This is a genomic window from Desulfovibrio sp. ZJ369, assembly GCF_011039085.1.
Taxonomy (GTDB): domain Bacteria; phylum Desulfobacterota; class Desulfovibrionia; order Desulfovibrionales; family Desulfovibrionaceae; genus Desulfovibrio.
In genome coordinates, this window is the sequence record NZ_JAAKEI010000015.1 from 34,230 (window position 1) to 55,772 (window position 21,543).

At 62.3% G+C, this 21,543-nt stretch carries 16 protein-coding genes; 8 read left to right on the forward strand and 8 right to left on the reverse strand.

Features of this window, described 5'->3' with window-relative positions; translation table 11 throughout:
* Window positions 1-119: 119 nt before the first annotated feature.
* The 4 genes from G7Y51_RS06995 to G7Y51_RS07010 all read right to left on the reverse strand — a co-directional run bounded on the left by G7Y51_RS06995 (window position 120) and on the right by G7Y51_RS07010 (window position 3,819).
* Window positions 120-707 carry a MerR family transcriptional regulator gene (locus G7Y51_RS06995; RefSeq protein ID WP_165175909.1) on the reverse strand — a complete coding sequence of 196 codons (588 nt, stop codon included), beginning with the start codon at window positions 705-707 and terminating at the stop codon, window positions 120-122.
* A 349-nt stretch (window positions 708-1,056) separates the two neighbouring features.
* Window positions 1,057-1,761 (reverse strand): C40 family peptidase, encoded by a 705-nt coding sequence (locus tag G7Y51_RS07000; RefSeq protein ID WP_241160165.1) that lies wholly within the window; start codon window positions 1,759-1,761, stop codon window positions 1,057-1,059.
* 26 nt (window positions 1,762-1,787) lie between these two features.
* Complete coding sequence (locus G7Y51_RS07005) at window positions 1,788-3,359, reverse strand: ammonia-forming cytochrome c nitrite reductase subunit c552 (RefSeq protein WP_165175911.1); 1,572 nt, start codon at window positions 3,357-3,359, stop codon at window positions 1,788-1,790.
* Window positions 3,352-3,819: a NapC/NirT family cytochrome c gene (locus tag G7Y51_RS07010; protein ID WP_165175913.1), complete on the reverse strand. Its 468-nt coding sequence runs from the start codon at window positions 3,817-3,819 to the stop codon at window positions 3,352-3,354. The genes G7Y51_RS07005 and G7Y51_RS07010 overlap by 8 nt, the downstream gene beginning before the upstream one ends.
* A 231-nt stretch (window positions 3,820-4,050) precedes the next feature.
* On the opposite strand from G7Y51_RS07010, the gene G7Y51_RS07015 reads away from it, so the two are divergent.
* The 3 genes from G7Y51_RS07015 (at window position 4,051) to G7Y51_RS07025 (ending at window position 8,402) form a co-directional block, all read left to right on the forward strand.
* On the forward strand, window positions 4,051-6,375 hold the full coding sequence (locus G7Y51_RS07015) for an ATP-binding protein (protein WP_165175915.1): 2,325 nt from the start codon (window positions 4,051-4,053) through the stop codon (window positions 6,373-6,375).
* A 63-nt stretch (window positions 6,376-6,438) separates the two neighbouring features.
* Window positions 6,439-7,854: a sigma-54 dependent transcriptional regulator gene (locus G7Y51_RS07020; RefSeq protein ID WP_165175917.1), complete on the forward strand. Its 1,416-nt coding sequence runs from the start codon at window positions 6,439-6,441 to the stop codon at window positions 7,852-7,854.
* Window positions 7,855-8,144: 290 nt separating this feature from the next.
* Window positions 8,145-8,402 carry a hypothetical protein gene (locus tag G7Y51_RS07025; protein WP_165069940.1) on the forward strand — a complete coding sequence of 86 codons (258 nt, stop codon included), beginning with the start codon at window positions 8,145-8,147 and terminating at the stop codon, window positions 8,400-8,402.
* A 50-nt stretch (window positions 8,403-8,452) separates the two neighbouring features.
* Here the strand turns inward: G7Y51_RS07025 and G7Y51_RS07030 are convergent, their stop codons facing one another.
* Window positions 8,453-8,779, reverse strand: a complete 327-nt coding sequence (locus tag G7Y51_RS07030) for a hypothetical protein (protein ID WP_165175919.1) — start codon at window positions 8,777-8,779, stop codon at window positions 8,453-8,455.
* Here G7Y51_RS07030 and G7Y51_RS07035 point away from each other — a divergent pair.
* The gene (locus G7Y51_RS07035) at window positions 8,778-12,335 is read left to right on the forward strand and encodes an FAD-binding and (Fe-S)-binding domain-containing protein (RefSeq protein ID WP_165175921.1); all 3,558 of its coding nucleotides are present in this window, start codon (window positions 8,778-8,780) and stop codon (window positions 12,333-12,335) included. The genes G7Y51_RS07030 and G7Y51_RS07035 overlap by 2 nt on opposite strands.
* 142 nt (window positions 12,336-12,477) lie before the next feature.
* Here the strand turns inward: G7Y51_RS07035 and G7Y51_RS07040 are convergent, their stop codons facing one another.
* Both G7Y51_RS07040 and G7Y51_RS07045 read right to left on the reverse strand, forming a co-directional pair.
* Window positions 12,478-13,119: a YkgJ family cysteine cluster protein gene (locus tag G7Y51_RS07040; RefSeq protein WP_165175923.1), complete on the reverse strand. Its 642-nt coding sequence runs from the start codon at window positions 13,117-13,119 to the stop codon at window positions 12,478-12,480.
* A gap of 48 nt (window positions 13,120-13,167) precedes the next feature.
* On the reverse strand, window positions 13,168-14,493 hold the full coding sequence (locus G7Y51_RS07045) for an RsmB/NOP family class I SAM-dependent RNA methyltransferase (RefSeq protein WP_165175925.1): 1,326 nt from the start codon (window positions 14,491-14,493) through the stop codon (window positions 13,168-13,170).
* A gap of 295 nt (window positions 14,494-14,788) precedes the next feature.
* Here G7Y51_RS07045 and G7Y51_RS07050 point away from each other — a divergent pair, with 295 nt between their 5' ends.
* The 3 genes from G7Y51_RS07050 to purE all read left to right on the forward strand — a co-directional run bounded on the left by G7Y51_RS07050 (window position 14,789) and on the right by purE (window position 18,539).
* A complete protein-coding gene (locus G7Y51_RS07050) occupies window positions 14,789-16,468 on the forward strand; it encodes a VCBS repeat-containing protein (protein ID WP_165175927.1) in 1,680 nt (559 codons plus the stop codon).
* A 63-nt stretch (window positions 16,469-16,531) separates the two neighbouring features.
* Window positions 16,532-17,818 (forward strand): phosphoribosylamine--glycine ligase, encoded by a 1,287-nt coding sequence (gene purD, locus G7Y51_RS07055; RefSeq protein WP_165175929.1) that lies wholly within the window; start codon window positions 16,532-16,534, stop codon window positions 17,816-17,818.
* Window positions 17,819-18,038: 220 nt separating this feature from the next.
* Window positions 18,039-18,539 carry a 5-(carboxyamino)imidazole ribonucleotide mutase gene (gene purE / locus G7Y51_RS07060; RefSeq protein WP_165175931.1) on the forward strand — a complete coding sequence of 167 codons (501 nt, stop codon included), beginning with the start codon at window positions 18,039-18,041 and terminating at the stop codon, window positions 18,537-18,539.
* A gap of 447 nt (window positions 18,540-18,986) precedes the next feature.
* Here the strand turns inward: purE and G7Y51_RS07065 are convergent, their stop codons facing one another.
* The gene (locus G7Y51_RS07065; protein ID WP_165175933.1) at window positions 18,987-19,289 is read right to left on the reverse strand and encodes a hypothetical protein; all 303 of its coding nucleotides are present in this window, start codon (window positions 19,287-19,289) and stop codon (window positions 18,987-18,989) included.
* 168 nt (window positions 19,290-19,457) lie between these two features.
* On the opposite strand from G7Y51_RS07065, the gene mutL reads away from it, so the two are divergent.
* The gene (gene mutL / locus G7Y51_RS07070) at window positions 19,458-21,536 is read left to right on the forward strand and encodes a DNA mismatch repair endonuclease MutL (protein WP_165175935.1); all 2,079 of its coding nucleotides are present in this window, start codon (window positions 19,458-19,460) and stop codon (window positions 21,534-21,536) included.
* The last annotated feature ends 7 nt before the right edge of the window (window positions 21,537-21,543 follow it).

The window sequence follows — 21,543 nt, forward strand, 5'->3', positions numbered from 1 at the left end:
ATGAAAGTCAAAGGTGCATTCAGGCGAAAAACGCGGTTTTCGCCTGAATGTACGCCGCGTTGCGGCGGCTGCCGCTTTCTCGTCAGCAGAGCATTTTCAAAGAGAAAATGCTCTGGTCGTCAGATTGCTTCCGCATCGCTGACACGGTGTTGAATGACACGCGTCATCCAGCGGCGTAATTGTTCCAAATCCGCCTGCTGGTTTTTTTCAGATGCAAGCAAAAGAGTGCGCAAGGTTTCGACTTCTTTGTGCAAGCGCAGATTGTCTTCGGCCATTGCGGGCTCGGCGTCGGCCAGCGGCAGCCGCTCGACAACCAGACGCATGAGATCGGAAAGGCCTTCCAGGGCCAGGGTTTGACGTTCCAGCAACTGCAAAGCGGCGGTGGGGAAAAAATCCGGCACGGGATTAGGCAAGTGTTGCGCCGGCATTTCCGGGTTGGAGACAGCAAGCGCATTGCGGGGGAATCGGGCCTGCAGGGCTTCTTCCACAGCGGCGGCAGTGCGCGATTTTTGCATTTGCTCCAGAATGGCGGCGATCACGTCCAGCGTTTCCCGGCGATAACGTCGTCTGCGCCCTTCGCCGACGCTGGGAATGAACGCGGCAAAACGCTTGCAATAATAGCGGGTTGTTGATTCCGGCAGGGAAAAATGTCGGGAAATGTCCGCAATGCTCAACAAAGCTTCATTCATGGATGCCTTGCGCGTCATGTGTCCTCCTGCCTGCGTTAGACAGCATTGCCGTCCGAATCACTGTCGGACAAATATGCCAGGTTGCGCCGGACCGCAAATAGTATGCGATCCGGCGCTTGGCACAAACCATGGGAAGGCAAAACGCATACGCAACGGCTGATGCAAAACGGCAAAGTATAGTCTCACGCAGCCTGCTTTTTCGGGTATCGCCAGGAAAGGCTCTCCGTTGGCGCAGGTCGCGTTGCTATTGATTTTAGAGATACTCCCAAAAAACTGTAATAGCAAGCTGCGGTGTTGCGAAAAAAGGCTTGCGCCAATTTTCGCGCAAGCCTTCAAGATCATATAAGAATACCAGAGAATCGCCAATTCAGTAAACGACCCGGCGCACAGCGATCAGTTTTTTGCGCCAATAGGGTATGTTCATGCTTTCCATACGCACGCGCTCCCCGCGGCGAGGGCTGTGAATAAAAGCATTGCCACCGGCGTAAATGCCGGTGTGCAAGCCGCGCGGGCTTTGCCCTGTACGGAAAACCACAATATCGCCGGGCCTGGCCCGATTTTTGGGAACCGCATGACCGGCTTTCGCTTGTTCGGTCGTGATTCTGGGCACCTTGAGGCCGTTCTGGCGATAAACCCACCAGATCAGCCCCGAGCAATCGAAGCCCTTTTGCGGGGACGCTCCCCCAAGGCGGTATTTCTTGCCCATCTGGGCATATGCGGTATGAACGACTTTTTGCGCCTTGACCGGGGTAGGGCCGTTGCCGGCCGGTTTGAGCAGTCCGCAGCCTGAAAGCAAGAGGAGAAAGAACAACCCCAGAACGCATATGCGCGCGAAAATGTAATGTCTGACATATGTACCAGGCATATACTTTCTCAATAAAGTATAGAAAATTTTTTGCATTATATTAAACTTTGGGTAACGCCGCTTCTTTCGGTATATACGGCTTTCTGCCTGAAAACTTAAGGCAAAAAATGTACTGATGATGGTTATACCAGTCAATATATGCGTACCTCCGCAGTCCAAAAAGAATTTGTTGAAAAAAAGCCCCCGCATAGCGGGGGCTTCACTCACGGAAAAGCCTTGCAGCTTGCCTGAGTTTATTTTGTCGAGGTCAGCCGTTCCTGTCCGTCCCACGCCGCGTCGGCCTTGGGCAAAACAGGCAGCAACTGAAGCCAGGGATTGGTCTTCAGGTGTTCGGGGTCCTGTTGCAGCTTGCGGCTCATCTCCAGAATGGGCGGCACGATCTTTTTGATGTCGCCGGCAAGGGCCGGAGCAATGCCGTACTGCGTGGCCTGCGAGGCCAGATCAACGGCCTTCTGGCTGCATTCGGCAGAGGTCATCAGGGTATCCAGGGTCTTGGCCGGATTGTGGAAGCCCACGCTGTTCTCGGCCGAGACGTAATCCCAGAAGAGCTGGCCCTTGCGCACCATCTCGCGGGCTTCAGCCATCAGGGCGTCGTAGTCGGGCGCTCGTTCGCCCGTGTAATTGCTGGCCAGGCGCACAGCCTCATGCGCCTTGACAGAGAGGTCCTGGGCCTTGAGCAGCTGGTCAAAGGACTTCTTCTGGGTGTAAAGCACGCGCTCGCGCAGATAGTCGGCCGTCTTGTCCGCATGGCACTGGCGGCAGGCGCGCATTTCCTTGTCCTTCATGGGCGAGGTCATCCAATGGCTGGAAACCTTTTTGCCGTCCTCGCGCTGATACTGCATGTGACAGTCCGCGCAGGAAACCCCGGCCGCGCCGTGCGGGCCGTCCTGGAACATTTCGTAGTCGGGATGCTGCATCTTGATGATGCCCACCTTGGAAGCGCCATGCACAAAATCCACAAAGGGACCCGGCTTGCCGGCGGCGTCCTTCTTGCCGTGACCCTTGTAGTACTGGTACATGTCCTCGGGGTTCATGCCATTGTCCCAGGGAAAGACAGGACGCGCGGCCGGGCCGTTGTCCTTGTGGGTGAAGTAGTATTCCACATGGCACTGGGCGCAGACCAGACTGCGCTTTTCATTGCGGGACAGTTTGGCCCAGTCCTGGCCGGAGCGCTTCAGCCAGTCCTTGAGCGGCTCGGAATAGAGGCGCAGCTCCATCGTGGCGGGATTATGGCAGTTGGCGCAGCCGATGGTTTCGTCCATGGCGTCGATCTTGTCCTTGCCGCGGAAGGTGTTGACATCCATGGACCAGAACTTGTCGCCGTATTCCTTGATCCAGGTCATCATTTTGGGCGTCTTGCAGTTCCAGCAGGTGGCCGGCATCTTGCCCTTGCCGTCCGCGCCCCAGCGGTTGAGGCGGTCGATATGCACAAAGTCCTCCACCGCGTAGGTATGGCCGCGGGCTTCGTTGTATTCGTACATGAACGGGTAGCCCAGCCAGAGATTTTTCAGATAGGGCTGGGCATGTTTGAAGCCCTTGGGCAGAGGATTCACGTTGTCATTCTTGCGGTAGGGCACGGAGCCCTTGTACTCGGTCATCACCTCGGATTCGTTGTTTTTCTGATACGAGGCGTGCTGCGAGGGAAACTCGGCCTTGAACGCCGAGATGCGCGTTTCGTCTTCCTTGATGCCGGTTTTATAGGTCGGGGCCTTCAATGTCGTCGAAACATCGTCGCAGCCGCTGAGCAGCGCCGCTCCCAACAGCGCCGAGGCGGCGACCGCCAGGCTCAAGATCCGCTTATTCATACGCTACCGTCCTTGTGCTGATGGGCTTTTGGCGCATGTGGGCCACATTGCGGTGACAATCCACGCAATACGGTTTGGCGTCCATGCTGGCCACAGTGACATTTGTCCTGGCATGACAGGCCTTGCAGTTCTCGTTGACCACGTCGCGGGTGCTCGCGCTGGCCGGATAAGGCACGTCATTGCCCGCCAGGTTGCCCATGAAGTCGCGCAGGCCCTCCTGCGCCTTGAAGGGCAGTTTGGCCAGCAGATTGTGCGGGGCGTGACATTCATTGCAGGATCGGTCGCCGTGCGTGCCCATTTTGTGGGTCACCGCCGCCTCCTGCATGATATGACAACTGGCGCAGAACGGGCGCTGATCCGTTGCCGTCATGGCATAGGCCAGCACGCCGAAAAGCGCCGCGCCCGCCGCAACGCCGCCCAACAACCATTTGAGCCAGGGTCCATTGCGGGGTGTTCCCATAAAAAGCCTCCTTCACTCACTCCAGAACGTGCCGCCCCCATGACGGCAGTATCGACTTTGTGAATCAAGAAACATGCCAGGGAGCGTAAAAAAAAGATATTCATAAGAGTCAGCTGGTTTGAAAGATTTTTATAATGATTATCAATATCGCACTTGCAGGATTCAGAAAAAACAGACAAAAAATCAGAAAAAACAGACAGCAGCGGGCCCATGCCGCCTTCCGGAGATGTCATGCAACAGCTTTTTGGAAGCCGCTCTCTCCATGTGCTCTGGCTGCCCGTGCTTGCCTGCCTGCTCTGGCTGGGCCTGACTGTGGGCCTCTACAGGCATGCCGCGCAGGTGGAAGAAGCCCATCGCCTGGAGCTTGAGCACACCCGCCTGGCCACTGTGGCCCAACAGCATCTGGACGCGCGCAACTGGAACGCGGTTCACGGCGGCGTTTATGTGCCGGAAAGCGCGTACGACAAGCCCAACCCCTGGCTGCCCGTCAGGAAGCGCACCCTGCAAACCGTTGACGGGCGCACCCTGGTGCTCGTGAATCCGGCCTATATGAGTCGGCAACTGGCTGAGAGCAACAGTCAGCCGGGCATCCGCATCGCGGTGATCAGCAACAGGCCTCTGCGCCCGGAAAATCAGTCCGACGCATGGGAAAAGGAGGCCATCACCCAATGCGCCGAAGGGCGCGTGGAAATTTTCAGTCCCCCGGACGCCAACGGGCAGCGGCGTTTGCGGTTCTTGTCCGTGCTCATCGCCCAGAAAAGCTGCCTGCGCTGCCATGCCGACAGCCAGGAAGGGGAAGTGCTCGGCGGCATCAGCGTGAGCCAGGAGGCGGAACCGTATTTCCGCAACGCCGCAAGGCAGGAACGCAATATGCGCCTGGTCTATGTCCTGCTGGGCCTGACCGGCGTTCTGGGCATCGGCGGCCTGACGCTCAATCTGGCCCAGCGGCGCTGGCAGGCTGAGGAGACAAGCCGGATGAAGAGCGCGTTCATGGCGCGTTTAAGCCATGACATGCGCACGCCGCTCACAGCGATCCTGGGCATGAGCGAGCTGTTGCTCAAAGGCGGAGCTTCGCCCCGGGAAAACAAGCGCGCCCTGCGGTATCTGACGCAGGCAGGCGGCGCTTTGCTGGAAATGGTCAGCGACATAAGCGATCATGCCGCTCTGGAGCAGGGCGGCCTCACCTTGCGGGAAAAGGCTTTCGGCCTGCGCGAAACGCTTGCGCAATGCCTGGATATTTACCGCCCGGCCGCCGAGGCCAGGAACATTGAGCTCAGGCTGAGCGTGCCCGATGATCTGCCCGATGATCTGCTTGGCGATGCCTTTCGGCTGCGCCAGGCTCTCGGCAACCTGATCAGCAATGCGGTCAAGTTTACGGAGCAGGGCGAAGTGCGGGTCACTGTACGGGCCGGGAATACGCGCCATAGCCGTCTCACCTTGCAAATCAGCGTGCAGGACAGCGGCCCCGGCCTGCAACTTGAGGAAAGGGAGCGGATTTTTGAGAGCTTTCAGCGCGGTTCGCGCGCAGGCGGCGAACCGGGCACGGGCCTGGGCCTGAATATCGCGCGCACCATTGCCCGGCGCATGGGCGGGGATGTGCGGGTCGATACCAGGCCCGGGCCGGGCGCCTGCTTTGTGCTGGAAGTGGTGCTGCGGCAAAACACGGCGCAGCGCAAGGAAAATGCGGCCACTGGGCATACGGCAGGCAAAGGGGACGCGCGATCCGCGGGCCTGTTGCGCGGGCGGCGGATCCTGGCGGCCGAGGACAACGCGACCAGCCGTTCTTTTTTGGAGCACGTCTTGCAGGGCGAGGGCGCGCACACGCGTATGACCGCTGATGGCGCGGCCACCCTGGCCGCTCTGGCTGAAGGCCCGTGGGATCTGGTGCTGCTGGATGCGCGCATGCCCGGGCCGGACGGGCTGGAAGTTCTGAGGCGCATCCGGCAGGGTTTGGCCGGGGTGGCCCCGAACCAGCGGGTGATCATATATACCGCGGCTCTGGACGCCGCTGATCAGGAGCGCTGCCGCCGCCTCAAGCCGGACGGCATTCTGCTCAAGCCGGTGAGTTTCGCCAGACTTCGCAGCGAGCTGGAAAGTCTGCTGGATCCCAAGCCGGCAAAAGAATCCGGGGCACACGAAGACGGCGGCAAACAGCCGCGCAAGCAGGATCAGCCTGAGGATGCCGAGTCTGCCGCGAACGCGCTCCCCGTCTGGGATCGGGAGGCGGCTTTGGCGGCCGTGGATAATGACCGGGAGTTGCTGGAGCACTTGCTTGCGGTTTTGCGCGTGGATTTGCGTGAAACGGCCGCGCAACTGCGCGCAGCCGTTGCGGCCGGGGAAGTCATGACCATCAGGCGGCTGGCGCATTCCTGCAAAAATTCGGCCGCAACCCTGCGGCTTGTGCGCCTGCAACAGGCTGCGGCCAGGACGGGAAAAGCCGCATCCGCAAGCCTTGCGGCAGCGGCAGATGAGTTGCAGGCAGCAGTAAGCGAGGCACTGGCCCTGCTGCATGAGCTTGAGCAGGGGCAAGGAGGAGGCAACGGTGAACAGTTCTGAAAGCCCGCGGCAAAGAGCGCAAGGGCATGGCCGGGCAACGGCGCGCCAGGGCGGGAGAACATAGTGGCGCGCATACTGGTGGTGGACGATGAGGCGCTGATGCGCACCATGGTTGCAGTGGTCTGCAAGCGCATGGGGCATGATGTGCTTGCGGCGTCCACGCTCAGGGAAGGGCTCAGCCTGGGTCGCCAGGGGGCTGACGTGGTTCTGCTGGACGTCTGGCTGCCGGACGGCAACGGGCTGGAGTTTCAACGGGAGTTCGCGCAATTGCCGGGCGTGCCGGACGTGGTGATCGTCACCGGACGCGGCGACGGCGACGCCGCCGAGGCCGCGTTGCGCTCCGGAGCCTGGGAGTTTCTGACCAAACCCCTGCAAATCCGCGATATTGAGCAATCATTGCGGCATATTCTGGCCTTTCGCCAGGGGCGAACGCCCGGCCCGGAAGCGCTGCAAGTGGACAGCGGCCACATCCTGGGCTCAAGTCCGGGCATGAGCCAGGCCCTGAAGCATTTGGCGCAGGCTGCCCAGAGTGAGGTCAACGTGCTCATTCTGGGCGAAACCGGGGTGGGCAAGGAACTGTTCGCCAGGGCGCTTTTCCGCAACAGCAGCCGCGCGGCGCAACCTTTTGTGACCGTGGATTGTGCCTCCCTGCCGGAAACACTGGTGGAAAGCCATCTCTTCGGGCACAGCCGGGGCGCGTTCACCGGCGCGGAGCGAGCCCGCGAAGGGCTTTTGCTGGCTGCCCACAAGGGCACGCTTTTTCTGGACGAAGTGGGCGATCTGCCGCTGGCCATGCAGGGCGCTTTTTTACGGGCTCTGGAATTGCGGCGCTTCCGGCCGGTGGGCGAGGTGCAGGAAGTGGACAGCAATTTTCGCCTGGTGGCAGCCACCAACAGGGATCTGGAAACCATGGCGCGCACGGGCCAGTTCCGGGGCGATCTGCTCTACCGCCTCCAGGGCATTACCATTGTGGTGCCGCCGCTGCGCGAGCGGCGGGACGAAATCCCGGCTCTGGCCCGGCAGGCCGTGACCGGCTTTTGCCTGCGCAATGACCTGCCCGAAAAGGCCCTGGCCGAGCCTGTGCTGGACATGCTCCTGGAGTATCCCTGGCCCGGCAATGTGCGCGAGTTGATCCACGCCCTGGAACGGGCCTGCCTTGCAGCGGGGCAAGGGGATCTGATTTTGCCGCAGCATTTGCCCACGCAGATGCGGGTGGCTGTGGCCAGACGCCGCGTGGACAACGGCCGGGCGCAGGAAGCGCCGGTGCGCGACGAAATGCCGGGGTACAACAGCGGGCTTGGCGCCGGGCTCACGGAAAAAGCGGAACTGCCCAGCCTGCGGGCCTGGAAAGCGCAGGCCGAAGAGGAATATGTGCGGCGGGTTATGGCCGTAAGCGCGGGCGATGTGCGCCGGGCCGCGAGCATGGCCGGAATCTCGCGCGGCCATTGGTATGAGTTGATCAAAAAGTATCGGCTTTAGAGCATTTTTTGATTGAAGATATTCATTTTCAATCAAAAAATGCTCTAAAGCGGAAAGCGAATTCCGGAAGCCGCCCGGCGGGCAGTCATGGGGAAAAGCTCGTATGGCCCGTGATTGCAGCAATATCGTCCCTTGCCGCTTGCCTCACTGGCGAAAAGAGGCTATAGGCAAAAAAAACCGTGCGGAGCGTTGATGCTGTGACAATGCTCCGGTGTTGCAGAGCCGCGCTCCAGGCCTTGCCCAGGGGGCGTTGCAAACCAATCTGCTCTACAGAGGCGATGTCAGAGCGTATGAACAAGAGCCCTATTGTTGTCAAAGGCTATGTGACGGCAGTGCCGCGCGAGCTGGACGGCCGCCAGGCCCGCGTGGCGGTGGTGCAGGACGATGTGGAATATCGCGTGATGCCCAGGGGCGCCGGGGTGGACCTGGACGACGAGGTCAGCGTGCCCGTGGAGGCCACCGGCCTGCTGGAAGAGGCGGACGGCGTGTTCTACCTTACGGTGCGCGGCTATAAAGTGCTGGAAGACGATTCCTGGCTGGAAGAATAACAACGCTCAGCCTGGGGTCAGCCCTCATCAAGCCATGCAAAGCCGCTTTTTTACGTCCGGCGGCGTTGCAGGGCCAACATTGACCTTGCGGTATGTTCAATACAGCTTCGTCCAATGTTTGCCTTGCGCCTGCGCCTGTCTCTGCTGCCGTCATCCGTACGGCGGCACAGCCGCCAACGACTGACGCGCGCGGCGGGCATGGTTCCGCCCTGCCAGAGCGTTTTGCTGCTTTCATGAGCAAAACGCTCTAAAAGTGAAATCTCCCTCACCATCCTCTGCTTGCCATTGACGCCCGGAAAACGTAAATCAAAAGCTTCCCCCACGATTCCCCGTATACTCACGACAGCCATCCGCAGCATATTGAGGTAGATGATCATGCCCCATAAGGGTCCGCATATTTCCATTTCGCCCGATTATGTGGTTAACCGCATCCTGAAGATCAATATCGACGATTTCGCGGAATGGCCCGAATCCGTGCGCAATCTGGCCATTGCCATTGCCGAGGAGCTCTTTTTGGTGGCCTATAATCCCTTTATCGACGCCGATACCGTGCGCGGCAGCGTGCGCGAGAGCTTCGAGCGGGAATCCGTGGCCTTGGCGCATTATTATGCCACGGCCATCGGCGAGGGCATCACCATGTTCTGGTCCGCCTATGAGGCGGAGGCCGAATTCCGGGGCAGGCTCATTGACGCCCTGCGCCGCCACCTGCCGGAGGAATGTATCCTCACGGAGCCATCCGCCCTGGTGGAGACGGCCACGGACGCCACGGATCTGCGCATGGAGCTGCCGCTGCTGGTGGTGGAGCCGGATACCACCGAGCAGGTTGCCGGGCTGGTCAGGCTGGCCAATGACATGAAGTTCGCGCTGATCCCGCGCGGCGGCGGTTCGGGCATGACCGGCGGGGCCGTGCCCGCGCGCAAGCGCACCCTGATTGTCAGCCTGACCCGCCTGACCGGCATCGGCCCCATTGATTTGGAACAGATGACGGTCACCTGCCAGGCCGGAGCCATCACCCAGGACGTGATCAACGCCGTGGATGCGGCGGGCGCGCTCTTTACTGTTGATCCGGCCTCCAAGCAGGCCTCGTCCATCGGCGGCAATGTCTCGGAAAACGCGGGCGGTCCCAGCGCCTTTGAATACGGCACCACCCTGGACAACCTGCTCTGGTGGCGGATGGTCACGCCAACCGGCGAAATCATCACTGTGGAGCGCGAAAATCATCCCCGCCACAAGATCCTGCCCGATGAAACGGCCGTCTTTGCGGTCAAGGACGTCAGCGGCGGCGTGCGCAACGTGGTGCACCTGCGCGGCGACGAGATCCGCCTGCCCGGCCTGGGCAAGGACGTGACCAACAAAGCCCTGGGCGGCCTGCCCGGTATGCAGAAGGAAGGCGTGGACGGCATCATCACCGAGGCCTGTTTCATCATCCACAAAAAACCGCGACACAGCCGGGTCATGGTTCTGGAATTTTTCGGCCGCTCCATGCACCCGGCGGCCGTGGTGGTGCGCGAGCTGGTGGAATTGCGCAACCGCATCCGGCAGGAGGGGGACTACGCCCATCTTTCGGCCCTGGAGGAATTCAACGCCAAATATGTGCAGGCCATTGAATACAGGCGCAAGTCCGAAAAGTACGAGGGCCTGCCCATTTCCGTGATCATTCTCCAGGCCGACGGCGACGACCCCTATCTGCTGGATAAATGCGTGGGCGACATCGTCTGCGTGGTGGAGAAGCAGGACAACGTGGACATCATCGTGGCCCGGGACGACAAGGAGGCCGAGCGCTTCTGGGAGGATCGCCACCGTCTCTCGGCCATTGCCAGGCGTACTTCGGGCTTCAAACTCAATGAGGACGTGGTCATCCCCATGGAGCGCATCCCGGATTTCGCGCTCTTTCTGGAACAGCTCAACCTGGAGTGCACTGCCGCGGCCTATCGCTACGCCTTGCAGGAAGTGGGCCGCCTGCCGGGCTTTCCCCTGGAGGACAAGGATTTCAACCGCGAGTTTTCCCAGGCTTCCAGGGCGGCGTCCGGCGACGTGACGGCCACGGATCTTTCGGACAGCGAAATGACCGCGCGGGCCGAGGCCTTTCTGGCGCAACTGGCCGAAAAATATCCCCATCTGGCCGGAAAAATCGGCAAGATCCGCGAGTACATGGAGGCCAGCCGCATTGTGGTGGCCAGCCACATGCACGCGGGCGACGGCAACTGTCATGTGAATATTCCGGTCAATTCCAACGACGCGCACATGCTGGAGGAGGCCGAGGAAACAGCGGCGCGGGTCATGGCCGAATGTCAGGAAATGGGGGGCGAGGTTTCAGGCGAGCACGGCATCGGCATCACCAAGATCGCTTTTTTCGGCAAGGACAAAATGGATGCCCTGCGCGCCTTTAAAGAGCGCGTGGATCCCCGCGACGTGATGAACCCGGCCAAACTGGTGCACCGCGAGCTGCCGGTGCGCCCCTTTACCTTTTCCTTCAACCGTCTGATCCGCGACATCCGCGAGAGCGGCCTGCCGGACAAGGAAACCCTGATCAGCCTGCTCACGGCCATTCAGATCTGCACGCGTTGCGGCAAGTGCAAGCAGGTCTGCGCCATGTGCTATCCCGAACGCTCCATGCAGTACCATCCCCGCAACAAAAACATGGTGCTGGGCATGCTGCTGGAGGCGGTTTATTATTCTCAGGTCAACAAGGGCCGCATTGACGAGCGCCTGCTCAAATGGCTGCGTGATCTGGTGGAGCACTGCACGGCCTGCGGGCGTTGCATGGCCAACTGCCCGGTGAAGATCCCTTCCGGCGAAGTGGCCCTGAGCCTGCGCGCCATGCTGGCGCACGAAGGAGCGGGCGGCCACCCGCTCAAGGAGCGGGCCCTGGAATGGCTGGCGGGCGACGTTGCGCGCCGCGCGCCCAAGGCCGCCAAAATGGCTTCCCTGGGCCAGAAGATGCAGAACAAGGCTCTGGGCTTTGTGCCGGAGATCTGGAAAAAGCGGATGCAAAATCCACTCTTTTCCGGGCGCGGGCCCAAGATGGGCTACACCAATCTGTACGAGGCGCTCAAGCTGCACAGAGGCTCGCTCTTCACGCCCGGCGAGCCTCAGGCCAACATGCCCTGCGCGCTCTATTTTCCGGGCTGCGGGGGCGCGCTCTTTTACGATCGCATCGGCATGTCCTCGATCATGCTTATGCTCAAGGCCGGTTTCGCCGTGGCTGTGCCGCCCCGGCATCTCTGCTGCGGCTATCCGTTGCTGGCCGCGGGCATGGATACGGCTTTTGAAGACAATCTGGCCCGGAATCGCCAGTATCTGGCGGCCATGCTGCGCAATCTGGCCAAGCAGGGCTTTGCGTGCGGATATCTGGTTTCGGCCTGCGGCTCCTGCCGCGACGGCCTGGAACGTCTGCATCTTGAAGAGCAGTTCCCGGAACTGCGGCGGCGGGATGTGAGCCAGCTTGTGCTGCCCCTGCTGGATAAAAACGCAATCCTGCCCGGCGCGGCCGGAACCGAAGGGGGCGGCAGCCTGATCTATCATGGGGCCTGCCACTGCGAATGGGCGGACGTGCATAAAATCAAGGGTCAGAAACAACTGGTCAAGGCTCTGGCGGAGTTCAGCGGCCGTGCAATCAGCCTTAACCCCGGCTGCTGCGGCGAATCGGGCATGGGGGCCATGACCTCGCCGCAGATCTACAACCTGCTGCGTTCGCGCAAACAGGCCCGCCTGGCTAAAGCATTTGAAGAAGGCTGCCAGGGGCCGGTGGTGGTGGGCTGCCCCTCCTGCAAGATCGGCATTGCCCGCTGCCTGATCAAGATGCACGACAAGCGCCCGGTGCTGCATACGGTCGAATGGCTGGCCTCTTTGCTGGACGGCGAGGACCGGCGGCAGAGTTTTCGCAAAAAGGTCAATGAGACCCGCGGGGAAGTGCGCGTGATCGACATCTAGAGCATTTTCTCTTTGAAAATGCTCTGCTGACGCGAAAGCGGCAGCCGCCGCAACGCGGCGTACATTCAGGCGAAAACCGCGTTTTTCGCCTGAATGCTACCTTTGACTTTCATAAAAAGTCAAAGGTACTCTGCTTTTGCGCTTATGCAGGATCGACGTTTTTTTCAAGCATCTTTTGCCAGGGCAGGGCCTGGAGCACAAAGGTGACGGCGTGGAAAAAGGCGCTCGCCGTGGCTTTTGTCACCGGCCTGGGGTAGCTGGGCCATTCTTTGTACCAGGGCAGGGTGCGCAGCAGCGAGGCCGTCAGCATGGCAGGGTCGGGCCGCAGCAGATCGCCGGGCCGGAGGCGCGCCGGGTCCTCGCCGGGCGCGCAGGGCCGATCCAGAACCAGGTAACGGCGGCAGGCCAGAGGGCGCAGCGGATAAATCCGGCAGACATTTTCGGCCAGAAAGGGGCAGGGGCGCAGTTGCGGCGGCTGGTGTGCCGAGGCTTCAAACTGCCGGGCCAGGGCCATGCGCCGGGGCACGGGCACATGAAGCTGAAGCCAGGCCTCAATGACCAGGCTTTCCAGAGGCGTAACCGGGATAGGCTGGCAGCAGCAGACAGGGCAGCCCGTTTTGCAGGCAGGGCTGCGCCCGGCTTTGCGCGCTTTGTCCACGGCCTCGGCCACGCTCAAATCCACCAGGGCGCAGGCGTCCAGCACAAGCCTGGCATCGGGCAGAAGGCTTTCCAGGGCGCGATCCCGATGGCGGAAGCGCGCGGCTTCGCAATGCCGGCCGGGCATGATTTCTTTCCTCCTCTGACGATTATTGAGAGCGTTTTGCTGATTTCATTAGCAAAACGCTTTAAAGGCGGCCACGGCCCGGCCCTGCTTGAGCGCGATCCGCCCCAGGGGCAGATTGCGCCACCACAGCCCGGCCTCGCGGCCGCTCAGCCCGGTTTGTCGGCTTTGGCCGGAGAGCAGGGCGGCAATCTCCCGCACGTCTTCCAGCACCAGGCTGGAGGCGGGATCAGGCAGCGCGGGCATCAGTGCCCGCAGGCGCGGGCTTGTGCTCAGGCGGCCTGCGGCCAGGCGGCCCAGCAGCGCGCCCTGCCAGACAAGACGCGCCGGCAGGAGCGCCGCGGCCTGGGCCGGAATGAAGCGCACATGCTCGCCGTAGAGCGCCACCCGGCCCGGCGGCAGAAGCGTCGGATCGCAGCAGGGCCCGGCCAGAATTTCGGGCGCGAGTGTTTGCCCGCGCTCCCGCTCCGTTTCCGGCGCGCGCATGTCCGGGGCAGCCGCGTGGGCCGACGCAGGCCCAGCAAGCCCGGAACGCCCTTGCGGCCCCGGCGCGGCCGCATGCGTTTTGCGCAAAAGCGCCAGGTAAAAGCCCTGGGCGCCTGAGCGCGCCCCGTCCACCCGCAGCGTGCCCTGGCCGCCGGGGCGCTCCTCCCAGGCAAAGCCGGGAAAAGGCGGCAGAAATTCGCGCACAAGGCCCAGTTCCTGCTCCGCGAAACGGACCTGAGCCTCGTTTTCCGCCTCATTGGTGGTGCAGGTGGAGTAGACCAGCCGCCCGCCGGGTTTGAGCAGCGCGGCCGCGCTTTTGAGCAGGCATTGCTGCAATCCGGTCAGGCTTTTGAGTTTGTCGCCCTGCCAGAGCTTGAGCACGCGCGGATGCTTTTCAGCTGTGCCCCAGCCCGAGCAGGGCGGATCCAGCAGAATCGCGCCCCAGGATTCGGGATGCAGAGGCAGGGCCTGGCCGCCGCAGGAGCAGGTGGCGGCCTGGAGAAAGTTGCAGGCCTGCAGATTGGCCCGTAGCGTGGCGAGGCGCGCGGGCGCGGGTTCATTGGCGAGCACAAAACCCGCGGGCCCGGTCAGTTGCGCGAGAAAACCGGTTTTGCTGCCCGGACTGGCGCAGATGTCCAGCACGGCTTCGCCCGCTTGCGGGGCCAGGGCCAGGGGCGGCAGCATGGAGGAGCGATCCTGGATATAGATGTAGCCGAAAAAGGCGGCCGCTGACGAGCCCAGGGGCCGGGGCTCATGGCAGAGCCGACGGCAGAAGGGCGAAAAGGGCTCGGGCTCGAAGTCATACCCCTCGGCCCGCAGCAGGGCCTCCACCGCGGGGATGCGCTGCGGCTCGCAGACCAGGCGGAAAGAGCGGGCAAAGGATGTGGGCATGGCGCACTATAGAATCCGGTGCGGCGCGGCGGCAAGCTCTTTTTCGCCGCGCGCTTTTTTACATGGCCCGGCTTTGCCGGAAACAGGCCGCAACGCCTTTTCCCCGCCCGCAGAGAGCGTTTTGCTGATGAAATTAGAGCGTTTTGCTCATGAAATGAGCTAAACGCTCTGGCAGGCGAAGCCATGCCCGCCGCGGATGCAACGTATTGCGCGGCGGCGCAAGTATGCGTATAGTGTCTGGGATTGCGGGCTGAAGCTCCGCCATGCTTTTGAAAAATGCCCCAAGGAGTGCGGGATGAAATTTTTCATGCGACTGTCTCTCGCGGCGTGCCTGCTGATCTTCGCCGTGAGCCTGGCTCCGGCGGCGCAAGCCGCGTCCAAAACATTTGTGATTCTGCCGTTCACGGTCAATGCGCCGCAGAGCTATGCCTACCTTTCCAAAGCCGTGCCTGCCACCATGCAGGCCAAGCTCTACCGGCCCGGCGTGCTGGAGGGGCGCGTTGCGCAAGGCAAGGCCGCTTCCCAGGCTGAAGCCCGCAAGGCCCTGAGCTCTGCGGGCGCGGACTATGCTGTCTGGGGTTCGGTGAACGTCATGGGCAATGAGTGCACCATTGAGGTCAACTGCGTGGACAAGGCCGGCAAGATCTGGAGCAAGTCCGGGCAAGGCCCGTTGAGCGGCCTGACCGGCGTTGTGCAGAATGTGAGCGCCGCGCTGGGCAGCGAAGCCTTCGGCGTGGGCGGGGCGCGCACTCTGGGCGTCACCTCGCCTGTGGGCGGCCGCGCCGGCGGCATGAGTTCCGACATCGTGGTCAATGAGACGGGCCAGCAGCAGATGTACCTGAACCCGCAATTCCGCTACCAGGGCGCCGGGGCCAGCGACGGCTCGCGCCTGCGCAGCCAGCGGCTGCCCGGCAACATGGTGGACATGGCCGTGGGCGATTTCAACGGCGACGGCAAAAATGAAATCGCGCTGCTCGGCGATCACAAGCTGACCATCTATACATGGCCGCCCCAGGACAAGCTCAAGAAACTGGGCGAGATCTCCATTTCCAGGTCCAATACCAATTTTTCCATGCGGGCCATTGATCTGAACCGCGACGGCGCCAAAGAACTGGTCGTCGCCACGTTTGAGGAAGAGAGCAACCGCCCCTATTCCTATTTTTACAGCTTCAGGGGCAATACCTTCCGCGAATATGCGGATCGCTGCCCCTATTTCGTGAGCGTGCTCGCTGTGCCGCCGCACTTCACGCCCACGCTTGTGGGCCAGGGCTGGGATTCGCTCAAGCTTTTCGCGCCCGGCGTGCACGTTATGGTGAAAAACGGCAGCAAGTTCAGCCTTGGCTCGCGCCTGGATCTTCCGCCCGGGGCCTCAGTCTTCAATGTGGCCTGGCTGCCCGGCGGCAAGGACGGCAAGGGCGATCAACTGGTCATGCTCACGGACGACGAGCGGCTGAAGGTCTTCCAGGGGAACGGCAAGACTTTGATCCACACCACCATGGAGCGCTTCTCTGGCTCGGCCACAGGTATGGATCATTACAAGGGCATGCCCGGCCTGGGCGTGGATCGCAATTATCAACTGCCCAGCAAGTATTACGCGCCCATGCGCCTGATCGCCGCGGATCTGGGCCGCACCGGCGAGTATGTGCTGCTGGTCAACAAGCCCATTTCCACGGCTTCGCAGCTTTTTGACCGCTACCGTTTCTTCCCGCAGGGCGAAATCCACGCCCTGTACTGGGACGGCGTGGGCCTGGCCCTCAAATGGAAGACCCGGCGCATCAAGGGGTCCGTGGCGGAAGTGGATCTGGCCGATGTGAACAACAACGGCGTCCTGGATCTGGTGGTGGGGCTGAACACCTCGCCGGATCTCGGCATCGGCAGCCGCCAGAGCATGATTGTGGCCTATCCTCTGGATGTCTCGGCGACGGATCCCAATGTGCCCGCGGACATGAGCGACTTTGAAGTAAATCCCAACTAGTGTATGCTAATCGGCCCTCCATGTTTTTGTGGAGGGCCGTTTTTTGCAGTCAAAGGAGGCAATGTGCGCATCCTGGTGATCGGCTCCGGCGGGCGTGAGCACGCCCTGGTCTGGAAACTCGGGCAAAGCCCGCGGGTCAGTAAAATTTTCGCTGCTCCGGGCAATGGCGGCACGCATGGCGAAGGCGCCATCAACGTGCCCGTGGCCGCGGATGATCTGGACGGCCTGGTGGCTCTGGCGCAAAAGGAAAAGATCGATCTGGTGGTCCCCGGCCCGGAATTGCCTCTGACCCTGGGCATTGTGGATCGCATGCGCGAGGCGGGCATCCCCTGTTTCGGCCCGGACGCGCACTGCGCGCGTCTGGAGGGCAGCAAGGCCTTTGCCAAGGAAATGATGCTTCGGGCCAAGGTGCCCACGGCCCGCAGCGCGGTGTTCGCCGATGCGGAAATGGCCAAAAACCATGTGGTCAAGGTGGGCGCGCCCCTGGTCGTCAAGGCTGACGGTCTGGCCGCGGGCAAGGGCGTGGTGGTGGCCCGCGACTCGCAGGAGGCCCTGCAGGCCGTGGACGACATCATGAATGCGCGGGCTTTTGGCGCGGCGGGCGATCGCGTGGTGCTTGAGGAGTTTCTGGTGGGCGAGGAAGCCTCATTCCTCTGCCTCTGCGACGGCACGCGGGCCGTGCCCCTGCCCTCCGCGCAGGATCACAAGGCCGCCTGGGACAACGATCAAGGCCCCAATACCGGCGGTATGGGGGCCTACAGCCCCGCGCCGGTGCTGCCCGACGATCGTCTGGAAGAAATGGCGGATCTGACCATCCGCCCCATCCTCGCGGAACTGGCCAAAGACGGCCATCCCTTTGTGGGCGTGTTGTATGCCGGGCTGATGCTAACCGCCGACGGGCCCAGGGTTCTGGAGTACAACGCCCGTTTCGGCGACCCGGAATGCCAGCCGCTGCTCATGCGGTTGCAGGGCGATTTGGCGCAGATCATGCTGGATTGCGTGAACGGCAAGCTTGACCCCGCCAGCATCGGCAACAGCGGGCAGACGGCTTTGGGCGTGGTGCTGACGGCCAAAGGATACCCGCGCGCCTACCCCAAGGGCCTGGTGATCAAGGGCATTGCCGAAGCCGAGGCCCGTCCGGGGGTCAAGGTTTTTCACAGCGGCACGGCAGTCAAGGATCATGTGCTGATTTCCAGCGGGGGGCGGGTGCTCTGCGTGACCGCCCTGGGCGATGACCTTCCCGCAGCCCAGAAAGCCGCGTACGCGGCGCTGGAAGAAATCCGGATGCCCGACGGCTATTTTCGCAAGGATATTGGCAACAAGGGCATGCGCCGCCTGGAGCGGAAGTAGACTCCCTTTTGCCCGTGCCCCGCGCCGCAGGCCACGGGCTTTTTGCGCGCCTGCCGGGCCGCATCCGCAGAGTGTAGAGCGTTTTGCTCATTTCATGAGCAAAACGCTCTAAAGGCACAATGCGCTGTCACATGCGCCAGCGGAATGTCGGCCAAATGCTGCCCGCGCGGAATGTTCGTTCATGAAAAATGCAGCAATGGAAAATGCAAGGACTGAGAGTATGCCGCAAGTCGTCATTCTGATGGGTTCCAAATCCGATGAGGAAAAAGTCAGCCCCTGCGCTGAAATTTTGCAACGCCTGGGCATTACATATACGTTTACCGTAAGCTCGGCGCACCGCACGCCCGATCGCACCGAGGAACTGGTGCGCAGTTATGAGGCGCAGGGCGCGCGGGTCTTTATCTGCGCCGCGGGCATGGCCGCGCATCTGGCCGGAGCCGTGGCCGCGCGCACCACCCGGCCGGTGATCGGCATTCCCGTTTCCGGCGGCGGCCTGGCGGGCATGGATGCGCTTTTTTCTACCGTGCAGATGCCCCCCGGCTTTCCTGTGGCCACCGTGGCGCTGGACAAGGCCGGAGCGCGCAATGCGGCCTGGCTGGCCGCCCAGATCCTTGCCGTGGCCGATCCGGAGCTGGACCGCAAAATCGCGGCGGCCCGCGCCAAAATGCGCGAGGATGTGGCAAAAGCGGGCGAGGAAATCAGCCGCAAATACGGGGCATAGCTGTACAGCCCCCAGGCGCGAAGTTTCCCGCCATTCTCTTTGGCCGTGGCCGGATATCCGCGTGAGACTGCATACGCCAGCAAAAAGGCCGCCGGAAATCCGGCGGCTTTTGAGTTCAGCGTATTTCAGCCTTAGAGCAGATTACCTTTGACTTTTTATGAAAGTCAAAGGTGGCATTCAGGCGAAAAACGCGGTTTTCGCCTGAATGTACGCCGCGTTGCGGCGGCTGCCGCTTTCGCGTCAGCAGAGCATTTTCAAAGTGAAAATGCTCTAGAGCGTTTTAAGGAAGAGACTTTTATAAACTTTTATAGACTTGTCGCCCCCTTGTCAAGTTTCTGCCGCAGGCTTCACGGGAGCGCAGCGCGGCTCCGCCGCCGCGTCTCTGCGTGCAAAAGCCGACGGATGTCTCCGCCGGCTTTTGTCATGACGAACATGGTGGGGGCACGCTCAGGCGTTGCCGAAATAGGGGGGGCGGCGCGACTCGGCCCCGGCGCTGACCCGGAAAATCTGGACCGTATAATGGCCCTTGCCGCCGCACATGGGGCAGCCGTCCGTGACCAGCAGGCAGGAGGCGTCCAGTTCCAGCGGATCGATACCGGCCTGTTCCAGAAGATGGGTGGCGCGGCCCTGTTCCCACATGACAGGGGAGCCGCAGCGGCCGCATTCCACATAGAGCAGTTCGGGATCATAGCCTTTGCTCGAAATAATGTCGCGCTTGGGCGGTGCGATGGAGGCAGTGGTATTTTGCATGATTTTCTCCCGGCAGATTGCGCGCTTCACGGCGCGAAAGCGTAGCCGCGCGCGCAGTCTGCCTTTTTGAAAATAAGCACGCCGCGCGCCGAGGCAAGCTCTGCGGGGCCGCTTTTGCCGCTCCAGGGCCCGCTTGCCTTGCGCGCAGGGGGCGACTACACTGGCGTCATGTCCGAGAAAATTCGTCATATTCGTTTGTTACCGCCTGAGTTGTGCAATCAGATTGCCGCGGGCGAGGTGGTGGAACGCCCCGCCAGCGTGCTCAAGGAACTTGTGGAAAACAGCCTGGACGCTGACGCCGCGCATATTGACGTGCTTCTGGAAAACGGCGGCCAGGCCCTGATACGCGTGCAGGACGACGGCTGCGGCATCCCGGCCGAGGAGCTGGAACTCTCCGTCACCCGCCACGCAACCAGCAAAATCGTCGCTTTTGACGATCTTGAGCGTATCCGATCCTATGGCTTCCGGGGCGAAGCCCTGCCGAGCATCGCCTCGGTCTCCCGCTTGAAAATCGTCTCCGCCGTGTGCGGGCCGGACGGGCAGAGCGCGGCCCATTGCCTTGAAGTGGAGCACGGCCGCCTCGTGACGTCAAGCCCGGCGTCTCTGCACAAGGGCACAGTCGTGGAGGTGCGGGATCTGTTTTCCAACATACCTGCGCGGCTGAAATTTTTAAAGACGCCGTCCACGGAATTCAAACGCGCCCAGGAGTGGCTGGCCCGCCTGGCCCTGGCCCGCGCCCGGACGGGTTTCACGCTGCGATCGGGCGAGCGGGAAGTTTTGCGTTTTCTGCCGCAGCAGAGCTTGCGCCAACGTCTCGGCCAGCTCTGGCCGCGACTGATTGTGGAGGCCCTGCGCCCCTTTGACGGGGAACGTCACGGCATCCGCGCGCACGGCCTGGCTGCCCTGCCCACAGTGAGCCAGCCGCGTGGGGATCGCCTTCTGCTCTATGTCAACGGCCGCTCCGTCACGGACAAACGCCTGCTGGCCGCCGTGCGCGAGGCCTACAAGGGCCGGCTGACCAGCAGGGACTACCCGCAGGTAGTGCTTTTTGTGGAAATGCACCCGCGCGAGGTGGATGTCAATGTGCATCCGGCCAAGTCCGAAGTGCGCTTTCGCGACGAGTCCGCTGTGTTTTCCGCGGTGCTGCACGCTGTGCAAAGCGCGCTTGTGACCCCCTTCAGCACAGGGCTGGAAAGCGGGGAGCAGACGGATGCCGCTGCGGCAGGCGTCGGGAGTTCCGGGGGCGAGGGTTTCGCCGGGGCACAGCCTGGGTCACGGTCCGATACGCAATCCGGCCCGGCCGCACAGAGCCACGCGCCACGGCCCCAGGGCTTCTGGGGCAGTCTGGACAATCCGCCCCTGCTCAAGAGTTCGCAAGCCGCCGCCCCCCGCTCCGAGGCCCCGGCGGAAGAGGATTGGCAGGTCGGCGTGCCTTGCGGCGGTCTGCGCCTTCATGCGGCTGCGGAAGAGCCCGCTGCCGGGTACGGCGCGGCTCAGACGGCGCAGGGCGCGGATGCGCGGGCTGGCGCGCCGGAACCCGGCGCGTCCGGGCCGCAGGGGCTTACGGACGCGCAATCCTCCCCGGCTGAAAAGCCGCCCGTTTCCGAGCCCGGCGGCGCGGCGCTTTTTGACGACGCGCGCGCTTTCCCCACGACTTCCGACAACGGGGAAGGGCCGCGGGCCCGGGATCCGCTGCGGATAGGGCCGCTGCGCTATCTTGGGCAGGTGGCCCGGACTTATCTTGTGTTGTGCGACGAGCACGACGCCCTGTTGCTTGTGGATCAGCACGCGGCGCATGAGCGCGTGCTCTATGCACGCCTGCGTCGGGGCGGTTTTGCCGGTACGGGCCAATGTCTGGCCCTGCCCGTGGAACTGAACCTGCATCCCGCGGAAAAAGAGCGCTTTTACCAATTGCGCGAGCGTCTGGAATCCCTGGGTTTCGAGCTGGAATGCGCCGGGGATGCGTTGCTCATGCGGGCCATGCCGCCCGTGCTTTCGCGCGCCGAGGCCCGTGATTTTCTGCGCGAGGCCCTGGCCGGGCGCAAGGATGATCTGGCTGGCCTGTTCATCTCCATGTCCTGCAAGGGAGCCGTCAAGGCCGGGCAGCGGCTGACCGACGACGAGGCTGCCGGGCTGCTGCGGCAATGGCTGGCCGTGCCGGAACGCGAGTACTGCCCGCACGGCCGCCCCTGCGTGCTGCGTTGGGAGGCCGGGGATCTGGAGAAATTGTTCAAGCGCAGGCAATGAGAGGCCG